General features: G+C 42.9%; 16 protein-coding genes and 1 pseudogene. 5 read left to right on the plus strand and 12 right to left on the minus strand.

The window, feature by feature from the left end:
* The coding region (locus GK047_RS26520; RefSeq protein ID WP_163953410.1) for an IS3 family transposase at nucleotides 1-748 on the plus strand (748 nt) is incomplete at its 5' end.
* A gap of 139 nt (nucleotides 749-887) precedes the next feature.
* On the opposite strand, the gene GK047_RS26525 is transcribed toward GK047_RS26520, so the two are convergent.
* The 5 genes from GK047_RS26525 to GK047_RS26540 form a co-directional block, all read right to left on the minus strand.
* Nucleotides 888-1,214 (minus strand): helix-turn-helix domain-containing protein, encoded by a 327-nt coding sequence (locus GK047_RS26525; protein ID WP_163953412.1) that lies wholly within the window; start codon nucleotides 1,212-1,214, stop codon nucleotides 888-890.
* Nucleotides 1,215-1,562: 348 nt separating this feature from the next.
* On the minus strand, nucleotides 1,563-3,449 hold the full coding sequence (locus GK047_RS26530; protein WP_163953414.1) for a hybrid sensor histidine kinase/response regulator transcription factor: 1,887 nt from the start codon (nucleotides 3,447-3,449) through the stop codon (nucleotides 1,563-1,565).
* 136 nt (nucleotides 3,450-3,585) lie between these two features.
* Entirely contained in the window at nucleotides 3,586-4,926 is a 1,341-nt protein-coding gene (locus GK047_RS26535; protein WP_163953416.1) for an erythromycin esterase family protein, read from the minus strand.
* A 394-nt stretch (nucleotides 4,927-5,320) separates the two neighbouring features.
* Complete coding sequence (locus GK047_RS29915) at nucleotides 5,321-5,560, minus strand: S-layer homology domain-containing protein (RefSeq protein WP_346010396.1); 240 nt, start codon at nucleotides 5,558-5,560, stop codon at nucleotides 5,321-5,323.
* Nucleotides 5,539-5,955, minus strand: a complete 417-nt coding sequence (locus GK047_RS26540; protein WP_240344297.1) for an S-layer homology domain-containing protein — start codon at nucleotides 5,953-5,955, stop codon at nucleotides 5,539-5,541. The genes GK047_RS29915 and GK047_RS26540 overlap by 22 nt, the downstream gene beginning before the upstream one ends.
* A gap of 570 nt (nucleotides 5,956-6,525) precedes the next feature.
* Here GK047_RS26540 and GK047_RS26545 point away from each other — a divergent pair.
* Nucleotides 6,526-8,622, plus strand: coding sequence for a discoidin domain-containing protein (locus GK047_RS26545; protein WP_163953418.1), 2,097 nt, complete (start codon nucleotides 6,526-6,528; stop codon nucleotides 8,620-8,622).
* Between the two features lie 161 nt (nucleotides 8,623-8,783).
* On the opposite strand, the gene GK047_RS26550 is transcribed toward GK047_RS26545, so the two are convergent.
* Both GK047_RS26550 and GK047_RS26555 read right to left on the minus strand, forming a co-directional pair.
* Nucleotides 8,784-9,362 (minus strand): hypothetical protein, encoded by a 579-nt coding sequence (locus GK047_RS26550; protein WP_163953419.1) that lies wholly within the window; start codon nucleotides 9,360-9,362, stop codon nucleotides 8,784-8,786.
* Nucleotides 9,363-9,426: 64 nt separating this feature from the next.
* Nucleotides 9,427-9,897: an ATP-binding protein gene (locus GK047_RS26555; protein WP_163953421.1), complete on the minus strand. Its 471-nt coding sequence runs from the start codon at nucleotides 9,895-9,897 to the stop codon at nucleotides 9,427-9,429.
* A 498-nt stretch (nucleotides 9,898-10,395) separates the two neighbouring features.
* On the opposite strand from GK047_RS26555, the pseudogene tnpC reads away from it, so the two are divergent.
* Nucleotides 10,396-10,989: pseudogene (gene tnpC / locus GK047_RS26560) on the plus strand (IS66 family transposase); the annotation flags it as partial.
* Between the two features lie 20 nt (nucleotides 10,990-11,009).
* Here the strand turns inward: tnpC and GK047_RS30775 are convergent.
* From GK047_RS30775 to GK047_RS26580, 4 genes are all read right to left on the minus strand, one after another.
* Nucleotides 11,010-11,381: an IS3 family transposase gene (locus GK047_RS30775; RefSeq protein ID WP_481856061.1), complete on the minus strand. Its 372-nt coding sequence runs from the start codon at nucleotides 11,379-11,381 to the stop codon at nucleotides 11,010-11,012.
* Nucleotides 11,382-11,554: 173 nt separating this feature from the next.
* Nucleotides 11,555-11,875, minus strand: a complete 321-nt coding sequence (locus GK047_RS26570) for a helix-turn-helix domain-containing protein (protein ID WP_163953424.1) — start codon at nucleotides 11,873-11,875, stop codon at nucleotides 11,555-11,557.
* Nucleotides 11,802-11,990 carry a helix-turn-helix domain-containing protein gene (locus GK047_RS30780; protein ID WP_163953426.1) on the minus strand — a complete coding sequence of 63 codons (189 nt, stop codon included), beginning with the start codon at nucleotides 11,988-11,990 and terminating at the stop codon, nucleotides 11,802-11,804. Before GK047_RS30780 ends, GK047_RS26570 begins: the two co-directional genes overlap by 74 nt.
* A gap of 114 nt (nucleotides 11,991-12,104) precedes the next feature.
* Nucleotides 12,105-13,607: an alpha/beta hydrolase family protein gene (locus GK047_RS26580; RefSeq protein ID WP_163953428.1), complete on the minus strand. Its 1,503-nt coding sequence runs from the start codon at nucleotides 13,605-13,607 to the stop codon at nucleotides 12,105-12,107.
* A 296-nt stretch (nucleotides 13,608-13,903) separates the two neighbouring features.
* Here GK047_RS26580 and GK047_RS26585 point away from each other — a divergent pair, with 296 nt between their 5' ends.
* Both GK047_RS26585 and GK047_RS26590 read left to right on the plus strand, forming a co-directional pair.
* Nucleotides 13,904-14,209, plus strand: coding sequence for a response regulator (locus GK047_RS26585; protein WP_163953430.1), 306 nt, complete (start codon nucleotides 13,904-13,906; stop codon nucleotides 14,207-14,209).
* A 170-nt stretch (nucleotides 14,210-14,379) separates the two neighbouring features.
* Nucleotides 14,380-14,832, plus strand: coding sequence for a hypothetical protein (locus GK047_RS26590; RefSeq protein WP_163953432.1), 453 nt, complete (start codon nucleotides 14,380-14,382; stop codon nucleotides 14,830-14,832).
* A 309-nt stretch (nucleotides 14,833-15,141) separates the two neighbouring features.
* Here GK047_RS26590 and GK047_RS26595 read toward each other — a convergent pair whose 3' ends face one another.
* Entirely contained in the window at nucleotides 15,142-15,384 is a 243-nt protein-coding gene (locus GK047_RS26595; protein WP_163953434.1) for a helix-turn-helix domain-containing protein, read from the minus strand.
* Nucleotides 15,385-15,648: the final 264 nt, after the last annotated feature.

Genomic DNA, 15,648 nt, shown 5'->3' on the forward strand with positions numbered 1-15,648 from the left:
ACCTAGTGCTCGTGAGATGGAGAATGAGCAGCTGGTACAGGTGATGATGACCATCTACGAGAAAGTTGAGCGTATCTTTGGCTATCGTCAATTAACCCTGCATATGCGCAAACAAACCGGAAAAGTCATCAACCATAAGCGTGTGTACCGGCTTATGAAGGTGAAGGGAATCCAGTCCGTGATACGTAGAAAGAAAAAGAAATATGTGCACTCCACACCGCAGCAGGTAGCCGATAACCTGTTAAATCGTAAGTTTCAAGCAGCAGTACCTAATGAAAAGTGGGTAACAGATGTAACAGAATTCAAGTACGGCAATGGTCAGAAAGCGTATCTAAGCGCAATTCTTGATCTTCATGATAAATCCATCGTCTCCTACGTATTGGGACATTCCAACAACAATCCACTGGTATTCCAGACATTGAAACTAGCCTTGCAAGCTGCTCCAGGAAGTCAGCCGATGCTTCATAGCGACAGAGGATTTCAATACACGTCGCTGGACTTCAAAGCGCTCTTGGACGAGAACAAGCTGTCTCAGAGCATGTCTCGAGTTGGGTGGTGCATCGATAATGGCCCCATGGAATCTTTCTGGGGGACACTAAAATGCGAGAAGTATTATTTACACACGTACCATACCTTTGAGGAACTCGAGAAGGACGTAACTCCCTATATCCACTTTTACAATACCGAACGATTACAAGCAAAACTAAACGGCCTCAGTCCGAAGGAATTCAGGACCAAGGCCGCTTAATTAATTTTTATTTTTTGTACTGTCTACTTGACGGGGTGCAGTTCATACACCAGCTGCCGCTCTTTATGTTCGGTCAGTAATCTCCTGTTGTTCATTAGAAAAATCTTTTAAAAAAGCGAACTGAAATATTCCCCGTAACTTATTTATCTTTTTTTACTCTTAATATTTTGAACTCCAAGAACTCCAATACTTCATTTCTTATTAAAGGATCAAGATTCCGAAACTTTTGTAATAATTCATATTCTATGGAATTATGCTCCTCATAAATATCGCCCATAATAAGCCAGTCTAAATCAATATCAAAATGTTTCTTTATTTCATAAATCATATCAAATGAAGGCTTTGCTTTCCCTGCTTCAATTTCACTTAAAGTTCCTTGGGCAATACCCATTGCACTGGAGAATTCAATTTGGGTCATGTTATTGGTTTTTCGAATAAGCTTAATTCTTTGACCAATGTTATTCACTTCACAACTTCTCCTTATGTACAATAACTGATATACAAAAAAAGCCCCTTCAGAGGGACTTTTTTTGTATGGGTACCTTCTACGCACACATTAAAGCAAATGTTTGCCACGAGTTTATTAAAGCAAATGTTTGCCATAGCGGCAAAGTTATGCTTTAACTCTCATGACATAATAAGCCCCTTTCAAAAGGAATTGTTGTAGCAATTATAGCAAAAATCCACAACCTCAAGGTTGTGGATTTGCTGTATGGAGGTGAGCCGTGGTGTGCCACATCCACATTTCGCCTCAGATTGCTACTACGGTTGTTCGAGGGTGTTGCATAGACGACTGCTACTAATCCATGTTGGACTAGGTACGAATATGCCCGACATTGAACTCGCTTGCCTTGCCAAGCAGCCCCTCTTCTTTCGCTTTGTTTATTGCATCATCCCTGTTATTGACGCCAAGCTTCGAATAAAGGATCGATACATAGTTACGAATCGTGCCTTCCGAGAGGATCATGTTGGCAGCGATGGTTTTGTAACGGAGTCCCTGGTAAAGCTGCTCCAATATGTCCAACTCGCGTTTTGTTAATCCGTACGGATTAGTTCCTTCAGATCCTCCTCCCTCCATTAGACGCAACCTTTGCTGCTTCATCTCCTCAAACACCTGTTCCGCGATTTCTTGTGTGATAGACGTACCCCCCATATGTATGAGCCGGATCGTTTCTATTAATTCTTTAGGCTGGATCGACTTCAGCAAATAGCCGACTGCTCCGTTCTGAAGAGAGGTCACCGCTTGTTCTACCTCACTGAATGTGCTCATGATAATAACTCGAAGATCGGGCCACTTGTCTTTTATCACTTGTAAAGCTTCAATTCCATCCATTTCAGGCATTCGGACATCCATTAAGATGACATCGGGATGAGCTTGTTCGCACAAGTCGATCGCAGCTTTCCCATTTTCCGCCGTACCTACAACCTGCAAATCCTCTTGATCATCCAGTATCATCTTAAGGCTGTCTACAATTAACTTTTGATCGTCTACGAGCACAATCCGAATCTTGCTCTGCAGATGTTTATGTCTTGGCACTGTACACAGGACGACAGTCCCTTCATCAAGATGAGAATGGACAGACATTTGACCTGACAGCTCTAGCATCCTTTCCTTCATTGTAGAAAGTCCGAAGCCTGGCAGAAGCTGTTCAGTGCCTTTCCCATTATCTTGAATTTGAAGCCGCAATTGATTATTTTCGAAGTGAAGATGAACCTGAATAGACGATGCTTGCCCGTGACGAGCCGCGTTCGTTAACGCTTCCTGAAGACAGCGGTACAGCGCCAGTTTAATTTGATTAGGCACGGAATATTCATCGCCCAATGTACGAAACTTGACTTCTACGCCCGTTGTATCCTGAAATTTGTTCACCAGCTTTTGCAGTGATGAGGTAAAAGATGCATGGAGGCTGGGCATCGACATCTGATGCAGATGTTTCCGAACCTCATCAAGTCCATTGCGGGAAGAGTGCAGGAGGGCGTCCAATCGCTCCGAGTATTCGCCTGTGACCGCTGGACGTACCGACTCCATCCCCATAATAATGGAAGTCAGCGTATGGCCGATCGTATCATGCAACTCCTTCGATAGCCGATTACGTTCTTCGATTAACGTCATCTGCTCGATTTGGACCACGTGTTGCTCCAGAATGCGATTCTGCTCCCTAATGATTCTCCCTTGGCTGTGAGCGAGAATAGATAATTGAAACGCATAGCCTAATGCAAAAACGATCCCGTGGTTCAGCATGACATTAAAGAGAATTTCCGTCCAGTCCTTGCCGGTTACGGAGCAGACGATAAACGGGACGACCCCAATGGACAAAATCGCTGTCCATCGATAGGACTTGTTGATGCTTAATATGCCGATAACAAAGCCAATCGGGATAAACCCCCATACACTCGATAAAGAATAAATGTTTAAGAAAACAACGAAACCACCCGATAAAACAATCTCTGAAATCAAATACCATCGCAGATGAAATTGTTGAAGCAAGAACGGTATAGAGAAAGGAACAAAGGAAAGCGCAATAGCTGCCCAAAGAGGCATAGGAATATTCGTTTGATTCATGCACAAGCCGATAACTTGCGTGATCCACCATACGATACGTATGCCAAATATGACCCAGTCCGGCCACGTCCAGCGAGTAATCAATTGTTTCATAGAAGTCCTCAATCCTTCACCTGATTTGTTATCAGATTGTATCATATTCTGTCCCCTAATAGGATCATAATGAACAAAGTTATTATTACATGATCATCCGTGTACACAAGCCGTGTTGAAACGAAGTGAGAGGGAACAATCCCGTTCCTGGTTGACCAAGAAAGGGATTGTCGTCATGCTCTTATTTGATATGGGACGGGCTTGTTTTGCGAATTTGGTAAACAATGTCGAACTGCTCTAACAGGGACGCATCAAAGTAAACCGGCGCGTTCGGGATGAGTTGTCCCCCAAGGCTCAGCAACGGTCGCTTTTCTCTGACCCATTGATTAGCCTGTCCCTTAAGATGGCGGTTATCCAACAAGAACATATCATATGAGACTTTTCCAAGCGTATAATTGGTACTGTTCACATCCTGTGGAATCGTTTCCGCCGAAGTCTTGCCAGAAGCGAAATCGCTGAATAAGGTAAACTGGCCCTCCGCCGTTGTGCTGCCAACGACGACATAATCATCACCTAAACGTTCTTTCAAAAATCTTCCTGATCCATCAGGGTATAAACTTTTATCGATAATGCCTTTGGCTACGTGGATATTGTGTGCCCATAACATCGTTTTACCGCCTAATGCCTCTTGGGCCCATATTAAATGATCGGCCATAAATTGTTCATGCAGCTTCAACAAACTTGGATAGTCACTAGGCACCATCATGGTTGTGAAGTTCTCTATCGCCTTCGCTGTTGCTTTCGCCCAGATCAGCTCAGATGAATCTTTCTCTGTATTTGCCTGTTTGGTCTTGCCATCGAGCAATCGGACCACTTTCTCAGCGTTAGCCTTGAACTTTTCTTTCGCCTCTGGAGTTAGCTTCATATAATCCTGCAAGCTTCCAGTCACAGCCGACATATCTTTATAGCTTTTTTCCACTTCTGCCAGTGCATCAGGCTGATGCTTCTTCACATAATCAATCACTTGATTATAGGTGTTTTGATCCATCCCCTTCAAATCAAGCCCGATAAATTGGATTTTCTTCTTGTTTGATGGATCGGCATTATAATCCTTCATCCAATTTAGCATGGCTATAATTTCATCGGTCGGATACAATAGTTTCAAAAATTCTCTTGGATTTCCTTTTCCTGTTTGGATGTATTCATTCAGCTTTAAACCGTCTCCCCAATCCAATTCCATTCCGATATTCGTAAAGCCCATCTGGGTGACCATATATTTCACAAGGCGAAACTTCATGGTGAAAATTTCGGAGCTTCCGTGCGTATTCTCCCCCAATCCCACATAATGTGCACTCCCAATCATGTTCTCAAACGGCTTTAGATCATCGATTGGTTGTGTCGGGTCTATCGTCTTCAACGGCTTCGCCTGTGATTCAATGGATTTGACGATATTATTTTCGCTCGGTTGAGCTGATTGGGCGACGTCTACCGGACGAGCTCCCTTGTCCCCGGCGCATCCTGCAGCTAGTATGGCTGCACTGGCCAAGACAATCATTCCACCGTACATCTTTTTCTTATTCATCTTCATTGTTTCCACCCCATCGAGTTATTTAAGCAAGATTGATCCGCAAGCTGACACAATGCATCAATTGCTTTAATCCGATTGTCACGCACGCACCATCACTTTTCATAGTAACGAACTATCATGAAATATTTTGACAAGTATCATGAGAATATGATTACTTTTCCTCACCATCGGAGATGACAGCCCGTAAATGATAATGACCTCATCAAATCGAAAACTGAGTAAATTATATGAAGAAACAATTTTTGATGAGATCGTACACAGAACCCCTCCGAACCGCTTAGATCCATAACAATAAAATCCCTTCCCCAGAGAGTATCCTCTTGGGAAGGGATTTTAGGTGATGTTTCAGTTTCTCATGGATATTGTTCTAATTACCACAGATCTCTACTTAAATCAGTCCAGACTTCTGTAATAGTCTCTGAATAATGGTTACAACCTCAGCCCTGGTCATGTAATCCTTCGGCGCAAGCTCAGAAGCGCTTCTTCCAGATATAATGCCAGCCTGGACACTGTTCGCAACGCTGCTTTGCGCCCACGCGGATACTCCAGCTGCATCTACAAACGGACGAAGTGTTCCCTCTATCGATTGAGCGGACGCCTTGCCATTCAGTCCGGTAATCGTCCTAATCCGCGAACGAGGATAGCGGCAAACTCGGCCCGGGTAATTTCCCGGTCGGGACTGAACATGCCGTTGCCCGTGCCATCGATGATCATACGAGACCCCAGGTCACCAATTGTGCGTTTCACCCAATGGTTCGTCACATCGCCAAATTCGACCGGATGCCATACGACCGAGTACACGCTGTTGGTCATACTACTTATTTTCGCGTAAGATTTGCCATTGATAATGACGACCTTAGTCGGCACAGGGCGCACTGTTCCGTCCGGTTCAATAACAACGCCTGTCATGATTTTGTTCGGATCGGTTCCGCCTGAAAGAGCCATAGTTCGTTCCACGTAGGCGTTGAATTTCGATACCTCGATTGTCTTATCTTCGTTGATGGCTCTCACCGTAAAGTCCATTGGTGACACAACTATCGTAAACTTGCCTTTCTCTCCCGCGTTCGCGATTTAAATTTGTACAAAGTATTTTATAATGTCACGTGCAAATAAGCCTAATTCCCCGACAAACATTGATAGGACTTAGGCTTGGAAATTTTCTTTATTGAACTTTATTAAATATATCTCAGTACTCCCCCAAATTTGTATATATGGAAACCCTATAAGCATCATTTATCCAGCTAACGTTCGTTGTACTTATTCTCTGCTTCCTTTATAAACATGTTCTTTAGATAGTCCTCAAATTGTATATTTTCCATCCCTCAGTTTGAGTTAATTCCTGCTTTACTGCTTCAATAATTGGCTTGACTTCTCCTCCAAATACCGGTACTACTTTATGTAGCTCGAGCCTTATATGTCTCACGGATCCGTTGCACCTCGATAGACAATGCTTCTGCTCAATTCCCTTGTGAGAAAGAGCAACGCTTGTAACGAAGAAAGTCTTATTTTTATTATATTTCTATTACATTAATACCCATTGCTATCCGATATATAATCTTTATAGAAAAAACCTAAAAAAAGAGGAGTTTAACTTTGAAAACAAAAACCGCACTATTACTCTCTATTTATGTATGTCTTATGGTTTTATTAGTACCTTCTGTTAGTGCATCTTCACTTCCTAGCATGCAAGGTGAAGCAGTGCCTAGCGGCACTGTAGTAACCGGGGAATCCTATTCAGGTAGCCCGGCAACTAACGCGATCGACGGAGATCTAACAACTTATTGGAATTCTGGGAGTTCAAGTGGAACCATTCAACTTAACTTCACATCGCCCACTCCAATTTCTGGCGTCCAAATTGCAGCTAATGCTTTTCCTGAAACAAGCGAGGTCTATACCATATATGGATTATCAAATGATAAATGGACTCGAATTAGTCCACCAACTACACTCAGTGTTAAATGGAATTCACAATACAAACCAACGATTCTTGACCCTATCTCTGTGACTCCTGGTTTTTACAGTGGCATTAAAATTCAAGTAAACGCAGCAGGCTACTCTTGGGTAGCTATCTCTGAGATCTCAATATTACGTGCTAATATATGTTCAGGATTAGATGGTGAAATGCCTCCAAAAGGTACAACAATCACAGGTACTTCCTATCCGGGCACTGAGGCTGTCAATGCAATTGATTGTAACTTATTGAGTTACTGGAATTCAGGTAGTTCAAATGGCATGCTACAATTAAATTTCCCTTCGGCTACTGCAGTGTCCTCTATCAATATTGCAGCAAACGCTTATCCCGAAACAGATGTGGTTTATACCATTTATGGCCTATTACATGGTAGCTGGAACCAAATTAGCACTTCTACAAGATATTTTGTTAATTGGAGTCCGCAATATAACCCTACTTTGTTGACCCCTATTTCTGTCACTCCTGATTATTATGATGGGCTTAGAATCCAAGTAAATGCAACAGGAACTTCTTGGGCAGCTATTTCTGAAATTACATTGTCTTCAAGCCTAGTAACTGGATTACCATCTGATAGTAAGGCAAATATTATTCCGCCAATGTCTAGCAATAATTTTCCAAGTGGACTAGTTGAGTCTAGTAACGCTAATCTTGGTGATGGTTATCAAGCATTTGATCGACAAGATAATACACAAGGATGGACTCCAAACAGTGTGCAAAATCAGTGGCTTTCCTATAAATTTGCAAGTCCTGTAGTGCTAGTAAAATACACGATAAAACCCGTAAATCATACAGTTGGACCCTCAAGAGCACCGAAAAATTGGAAATTCGAAGGATACGATGGAACTAAATGGGTAACACTCGACACGAGAACAGGAATAACTGACTGGAAAGCAACTGTAGCAAAAGATTTCTCATTTGTTAATAATACTGCTTACGATAAGTATCGAATATTTGTTAATGATAACAACGGTGATCCTCAATATCTTACAATTGGTGAAATGGAAATGATGGGGTTTGACTTGAATATTGTAAAAAACCTTGTCGCTACTCCTGGTGATCATTCAATTACTTTAAGCTGGAACCCTCTAAATACAGCCACTGGCTACAATATCTATCAAGATGGCGTTAAAATAAATCAATCTAGCGTTACAACAAATACTTATAAAATAACTGGTTTGACAAATTCTAATACTTATCATCTTGGCGTATCCGCACTTTTGTTAAGCGGAGAGTCAGCTACAACTTTGGTAATTGGCATCCCAACTCCTAGTGATTTCAATATAATCCCAAAAATGTCTAGCAATACATCTCCAAGTGGATTAGTTGAGTTTAGTAATGCTTATTACGGTGATGGATATCAAGCATTTGATCGACAAGACAATACACAAGGATGGACTCCAAACAGTGTGCAAAATCAGTGGCTTTCCTATAAATTCTCTAGTCCCAAGACCATCGTAAGATACACGATTAAACCCGTAAATCATGTAGTTGGACCTTCAAGGGCACCAAAGGATTGGAAATTGGAAGGATATGATGGAACTAAATGGGTAACACTCGACGCAAGAACAGGAATAATTGACTGGCAAGCAACTTTAGCTAAAGAGTTCACATTTACAAATAGTACCGCTTATGATAAATATCGATTATTTGTTAATAATAATAATGGTGATCCGCAATATCTTACAATCGGTGAAATGGAAATGATCGAAAAAAATTAATACCTAAGAGTCTCATCTAAATTATTGGTGAGGCTTTGTCAGAAAACCGACGAGGAGCTAATGAAACTAAATAAAGATATGCTTTTCTCCTCCATCCCTGCTACCTTTGATAAGGCAGATAAACCCCGAGGTTCCCCCCGGGGCCTATCTGCCTTATCTCTTTACTGTTTGTGAGCTTTTTTCTCCCACTTCACTTTCAAAGCATTTTCAACTTCCGCAAAAACTTGCTCCGTTGTCTTACCTTCCGTGCTAATGCCCAACTTCGCTGCTCGTTTGTTTATTTGCTCAACCTTCTTCGCTTCCTTAGCTTTTGCTAACGCGGCCCGAAGTTGCTTAGCCGTCAAGCTATCTGTAGAAACTCCGACTTTTGCTGCTTTTTCCTGCAATTTAGTAAGGGCAGCAGCTTGGAGTGCGGATCTAAGCTCTTTGCTCGTCTTGCCATCCGAGTTAATACCTAGCTTACTTGCCTTGGTTTGTAATTGAGCTAGTACTGCCGCCTGAATATCGGCTTTGAGCCGATCCGCTGATTTGATCTCGGCTTTAATTTGCTCATTTGTTTTGCCGTCTGTCGTTATACCTAGGCTTTGTGCCTTATCAACTAAAAGCTGTTTACCCGGATGAAAAGAACTGCTCTTCGTTACAACACTCGAAGCTCCTTGCGCAGTTTCAGCAAATGCAGTGACCGGAACAGATAAGGCAATTGCACCTACTAGAGCTAATCCTGTTAATTTTTTCAACATATGTATCTCTCCTCGATTCGTCGTTATCGTTGGCTTACGAACCTTATACTAGCTCATAAATATGTCATAAGTTAGTCATTGGAGAAGTAGGCAAAAAAATTAAAAAGACCGTACCCTTTCCAGTTTGAGAGTCTACCCGTATGGAGCCTCCATGTGCTTCTACGATATGCTTGCAGATGGTTAATCCAAGCCCTGCGCCAGAGCGGTTGCGGCTTTCGTCAACTTTGTAGAAGCGGTCGAACAGGTGTGGAAGTTTTTCCGGCGGAATGCCAGGACCATTGTCCCTTACCTCGATCCAACGCTCCTGTTTGATCCCATTGATTCGAATGCCAGCCGAAGAGCCCTCTGGTATGTGGTTAATTGCATTATCCAACAGATTGATAAGAACCTGCCGCAATCGATCGGCATCCGCCTTTAATTTAAAAGGTTCTTTCTCCTCCGCAACAAGCTCAATTTGCTTCCCTTTGGCTTTCATTTTTATTTGGGTAACTACGAGTGTTATGAGCTCCGCATGATAGCTCCTTTTCGTTTGCACGTTGTAACACCTCGGAGACGGTGTTGCGTGAGCATTGAATACTCGAAGCGATACTGCGCTGGCTCAGCCCCATGCTATTGAGCCTTAAAATTTCTCCCTTGTGAGAAAGAGCACTTAATATAATCTTTATAGAAAAAACCACAAAAAAGAGGAGTTTAACTTGTGGCTTCTCCCTACTTGGGTATACGCTATAAAGATAATCTTTGCCATCAGCAAAGCAATAGCTCTTAATGGATGACTTGAGGTCGGTAAAGCAGGTGGGGCTGAACATTGAAATGAAGTTATCTCGGAGTTCTTTATGTTCCAAGTGAATTTTGCCCAATGCTGGTACTTGGGACTGTATGATATATAGAGAGCGAATCAATCTCATTACCCCACTTAATAAATGCAAAAGGATTAATCCATATTGAACAGGAACAGGGCAAAACTAGCTCCTCCAATGTCACCTATCAACGGGTACAACGGTCAATATGACTAACCCCATTTTTATTCTATATTTCCAATGCGCGGCGTAAATACGATGAAGCGTTGAAAGCAGCCCCGCCAGCGACGAGAGGTAACAAGGATTCGATAGCTAGTCAAGGACTGGCTTACTGCAATGCTCTCTTCGCCATTGAGCGCGAGCTGAAGGATGCTTCGCCAGAAGAACGATATGCCGAGCGAAAGAAGCGAAGCCTTCCGATCCTGGAGGCTTATTCGGTATGGCTCAAGCAGCAGCGCTCTCAAACACTGCCGAAGAGTCTGGTTGGAAAAGCGATTGCTTATAGCCTGAATCAGTGGGAGAAATTGACTGCCTTCCTGAAGGATGGTCGGCTCGAGATCGATAATAATCGCAGTGAGCGCTTGATCAAGCCATTCGTAATCGGGAGAAAGAACTGGTTATTTGCGAGTACGCCTCGCGGCGCGAAGGCAAGTGCGGCGATCTACAGCGTCATCGAGACGGCGAAGGAAAACGGACTTCTTCCATTTCAATATTTAAAGTACCTGTTCGAGCAGCTTTCGCAGCTTCCGGATTCACAAAATCCAGAGGCTCTCGAGCCTTATTTGCCATGGTCATCTATGCTTCCGATTACTTATCGCGTTATGGGATAGGTATCGCAAAACTTTTGGTCTTAGATGGAGATGGAGCTAGTTGTACGTGATGGGACGGTTACCGACCTAATACATACGAGACAATTGTGTTGCCGTGAAGATCCAGAATGGCGTTGGGCACTCCCGTATCTAAATTCCGTTATATCCGTTAACCATTCCTCATTCGGCGCTTCTGCTCGGAACTTACGGTTCAACACATTTTCGGCAGTATGCTGGGGCGTAGAACATGCATATTTCTTTCTCTTTCTACGAATGATCGACTGGATTCCGGCCAACTTCATAAGGCGGTTTACCCGCTTATGGTTAATGGGTTGATTGGTTTGTCGACGCAAGTGAAGAGTCAATCTCCGGTATCCATAAATACCTCCAACCCGCTCGCACAGAAGAAGCATGATTTGACTAAGCCGTTGATTTTCCTGCTGATGCAAACTTGGTTTGTGGCTCAGCCATTTGTAATAACTTGACCGAGGGATCCCCGCCACTTCACAAAGCAGCTTTACGCTGAGCGAGTCTTTCTGTTGAACGGACTCGCTAGCCAGGTAATTATGCTTCTGTCGGTGCCCGCTTAGACTCGCCTCCTTTGCAATTCGTGTAACTTTTTTAGGAAAGCATTCTCCGCTCGAAGTCGCTCATTTTCATACTCCAGCTTCTTCATCTCAAGCTTCTGGCGGTCAGATTCGGTTAACTCTTCTTCTGCTTTTTTCCGTCCCCGACCATCTTGCCAAGCATCCGGACCGTGCTCCTTATACTTCTTGACCCATTGGTACACTTGATGATAGGAAACCTGATACTGTTCCGCTGTCTTCCGGTAGTCATGATCGTGGGCAAGACAGTAAAGAACAATGTCTATTCGTTCCTGATGATTGGTAGACCGCCCCTTGCTCATAGCGATGTCGCCATTTCACTAAGGTGGTAACGCTGAGGTTATGTTTTTTTGCTACTTCCACACGGCTGCTCTGTCCTGCTTTTAACTCCTGTATGATGGCTAGTTTCTCAATCACATTGTATTCGTTTTCTTCTTAGACAAAGGAAAACTCCCCTTCAAGTAGCGGTTTATTTATTAAACCTGTCTACTTGAAGGGGAGCATATCAAAATCGGTAGCCTGTTTCGTAATTTATAATAGCGAGGTTACGAACTTCATCTCCGGAAAGCGGCTATCCGGTCCTTTCATTAAGATTCCGTCTTGATTTTTCAGATACATATCGAAGAAATCCAGCATATAGGCATTGATAACGGAGTTCGCTCTTTCGGGCGCAATCTTTCCTGTAATGCCCAGCATTTTGAAAATCGGAGAAATGAACTGTACGTCGGCAAAATTCAAATGCTCCGTATTTTCGATATAGAGGACTTGTCCCCCTTCGTCGACCGTTTCGCGCATCCGTTCAAGCTCCAACTTTTTATCTTCCATTACTTGATCCATCCACTCTCTTGTTGAGCCCATACGGTTAAGCTCTGCATCCGTGTAGACCCGCTTATCCATCACCATTTTCAATTTTTCGAATTCGCTTTCCGAGTTGATGAACAAAAACGGCTTTCGCAGACCCTCTCTGTCACGCAGTCGATAAAGCCCTCCATCAAAGTCTATTCCAACCGCGATTCGCGGATCGTAAGAAGCGTCATAGGCCGTCGCTCCGCCGATGGAATGACCGAACACCCCGACATGACCGAGATCAATCCTCCCTTTTAGATGACTTGGAATCTGCCCCGATTGGATGAGCTCGAATTGGTCCAGCGCAAACGCCACATCGCCGGTTAAAACTTTTCCCAACTTGTCGCGATTTCCGCTTTCCGTCCGGTAATCATGGTCGGGCGAGAATAAGTCGTTGGTTGAGATGGTCGTGATTCGACCGTCCGGAAACTCGGTTGCAAATGTATTGTAGGTGTGGTCGATCACTGCCACGATATATCCGTGACTCGCGAGATTTTCGACTTGCGACGTGTGGAGGAACCTGGAAGAGCCGAAGCCGGGATTCGCAAGGATCAACGGGTATGAAGTCTGTGCCGAAGAGACTTCGGCCCCCGAATAAGCATGACTGGATACGTACTTCAGGTGTTGCAAAGTAAACCCGGGAAGGCCATAGTTCGCGGCCATATAACGTAAAATCTGGGTATCGGGAATAAAGGGAGCGTACTTGCCGGTGCCAGCTTGAGCCGGATACCATACCTGAACCATCAATTCTCTCTTACCATCTCTGGCTTCGCCGAAAATCTCTTCCCTATTTGTATCCACGAAATGAAAAGTTTGCGTTCCTACCTTAAATTCGCCTGCCGGTTCAGGTAGTTTAAATACAGGAAAAGCATACATGAGACCCGCTGTTACGACCAGCATTATCGCTATAGCGGTATAAGCTGAACCCAACATGAATCGTGGGATTTTTTTTTTGCCGGTTTTTTTAAAATAGCTATAACCTGAAATGGCTAAAAAAATGATCGTTATGCAATATGGGAAAAATAGCTGAACTCTGTATCCTTCCACCGTCCAATGAATGACCAGTAAAAGTGTGGCGATCCCGCTTGCAACGAATACTGGAATTCTACGCCGTCCTTTTTTTAATAGGACTGTTAATGCAAACAAGCCAATGGTTGACAAAAAAAGCAACAGTTCAAACAGCCTCATCTCGATTCTCCTTTTAAAAAATTTCTATTTTCGTTTGTTCCAATCTTATCCTGCCAGGCTGGCCTAAGCTATCGATTTGCCTTACATCTACCTTACAATTTTGTAACTCGATCTTGCGGTATTGGAGGACTCGTAAAACGGTTTCTTTTCAGCTTGAAAGAGTGCCGCTTAAGGTTATAATAGCTTACAACGGAACCTAATCCAGCCTATTCAAACCATAGAAACACAGTAAGTTCCAATCGCTCTTCGGCGAAGGCATGCTGGTGTTTTTTTAATCAGAAAAGGAGCCAAGTCCTATGTTTAGTATCCTGATTGTAGAAGACGATCTTAAGCTGGCGCAGCTGCTTCAATCATATATGGAGAAATACGGGTATCGAGCTGAAGCGGTCCAGGAGTTCGACCGAGTTATGGAGGTGTTCCAGGGCATTCGTCCGGATCTCGTGCTGTTTGCGCTCTACGCTCTGCATAACCTGCTTCATGCGCCGGTGATTCATTCGGCCATTACGGTCTGCATCGTTTTCCTTGCCGCGCAATTCCTGTACTTTCTACTGATCCGTGCCCGTTATTTAAAGCATTTGAAACAATCAGCGGACTTTAACTGACTGCCCCTACTTCTGAAAGGACCGTCGGCTTGGAACCGGATCGCAAGACTTTTCAATGGTCTCATACGACCCCAAAAAGTAACAACCATAAAGACGTCTCTTATCCAACAAGTGATATTGGAAGTTCTTATGATACAGATATCTCATTCTCTGTCGGGGTTTACGATGGTTTGACTCAATCCACGTTCACAAATAAGAAAGATTATATTGATGAGAATACACCAGCTGTATTCTACAACATGAGTATTGTAACAACTTCTTCTTATGGTGGAAAAACCTATACCAATACGACTGACTACACATATGACGAACCAAGGCGCTGGACATCACCTATTGCAACAAAGGTAACTAAGAAAGAATCAGGAAATACCAATAAGTATGTGGTTAATACATCACAGACTTATAACGACTATGGTAGTATCACAAGCGCTGTTGACGTGTTGGGTGTAACAACAACGTACACCTATGATGCAACGTCGCATTTACTTGTTGGTGTCTCGAAACCAATTTCTGCGACTCAAACACAATATACGGAATATGTACGTGATGCAGTTCATGCCAATGTGACAACAATTCGTGTTCGTGTGCAGGGTTTGACGCTTACGTTCTCCGATGTTGTATAGTGATATAAATATTTTGTTGAATCCCGAAGGTCATTTCTGAACACTCTCAAAAAAAACATCCTTCCTGAGGTTTCTACTTTTACTCTACCTTTGCCGTAAAATTAAATAAATCCGTCGTAACGCCACCCCCAGTCTACGTCTTTATTTTCATAATCTAATGGTTTTTTCACACTATGATACTCCGCTCGTAGACTATAAAATGTCTATCGGACCAATACACCAGCTGCCGCTCTTTATGTTCGGTCAGTAATCTCCTGTTGTTCATTAGAAAAATCTTTTAAAAAAGCGAACTGAAATATTCCCCGTAACTTATTTATCTTTTTTTACTCTTAATATTTTGAACTCCAATACTTCATTTCTTATTAAAGGATCAAGATTCCGAAACTTTTGTAATAATTCATATTCTATGGAATTATGCTCCTCATAAATATCGCCCATAATAAGCCAGTCTAAATCAATATCAAAATGTTTCTTTATTTCATAAATCATATCAAATGAAGGCTTTGCTTTCCCTGCTTCAATTTCACTTAAAGTTCCTTGGGCAATACCCATTGCACTGGAGAATCAATTTGGGTCATGTTATTGGTTTTTCGAATAAGCTTAATTCTTTGACCAATGTTATTCACTTCACAACTTCTCCTTATGTACAATAACTGATATACAAAAAAAGCCCCTTCAGAGGGACTTTTTTTTGTATGGGTACCTTCTACGCACACATTAAAGCAAATGTTTGCCATAGCGGCAAAGTTATACTTTAACTCTCAATCTTTAAGGTCCCCGTTGTGGGTTTGTTGTATGGAGGTGAGCCGTGGCTGT

The organism is Paenibacillus sp. SYP-B3998, assembly GCF_010820665.1.
Lineage (GTDB): Bacteria > Bacillota > Bacilli > Paenibacillales > NBRC-103111 > Paenibacillus_E.

Excerpts from the sequence above, each read along its gene's own strand:
- GK047_RS26530 (WP_163953414.1), bottom strand. The coding sequence starts at position 3,449 with ATGATACAATCTGATAACAAATCAGGTGAAGGATTGAGGACTTCTATG.
- GK047_RS26535 (WP_163953416.1), bottom strand. The coding sequence starts at position 4,926 with ATGAATAAGAAAAAGATGTACGGTGGAATGATTGTCTTGGCCAGTGCA.
- GK047_RS26540 (WP_240344297.1), bottom strand. The coding sequence starts at position 5,955 with ATGGACTTTACGGTGAGAGCCATCAACGAAGATAAGACAATCGAGGTA.
- GK047_RS26550 (WP_163953419.1), bottom strand. The coding sequence starts at position 9,362 with ATGTTGAAAAAATTAACAGGATTAGCTCTAGTAGGTGCAATTGCCTTA.
- GK047_RS30775 (WP_481856061.1), bottom strand. The coding sequence starts at position 11,381 with ATGCTTCTTCTGTGCGAGCGGGTTGGAGGTATTTATGGATACCGGAGA.
- GK047_RS26570 (WP_163953424.1), bottom strand. The coding sequence starts at position 11,875 with ATGAGCAAGGGGCGGTCTACCAATCATCAGGAACGAATAGACATTGTT.
- GK047_RS26580 (WP_163953428.1), bottom strand. The coding sequence starts at position 13,607 with ATGAGGCTGTTTGAACTGTTGCTTTTTTTGTCAACCATTGGCTTGTTT.
- GK047_RS26585 (WP_163953430.1), top strand. The coding sequence starts at position 13,904 with ATGTTTAGTATCCTGATTGTAGAAGACGATCTTAAGCTGGCGCAGCTG.
- GK047_RS26595 (WP_163953434.1), bottom strand. The coding sequence starts at position 15,384 with ATGGGTATTGCCCAAGGAACTTTAAGTGAAATTGAAGCAGGGAAAGCA.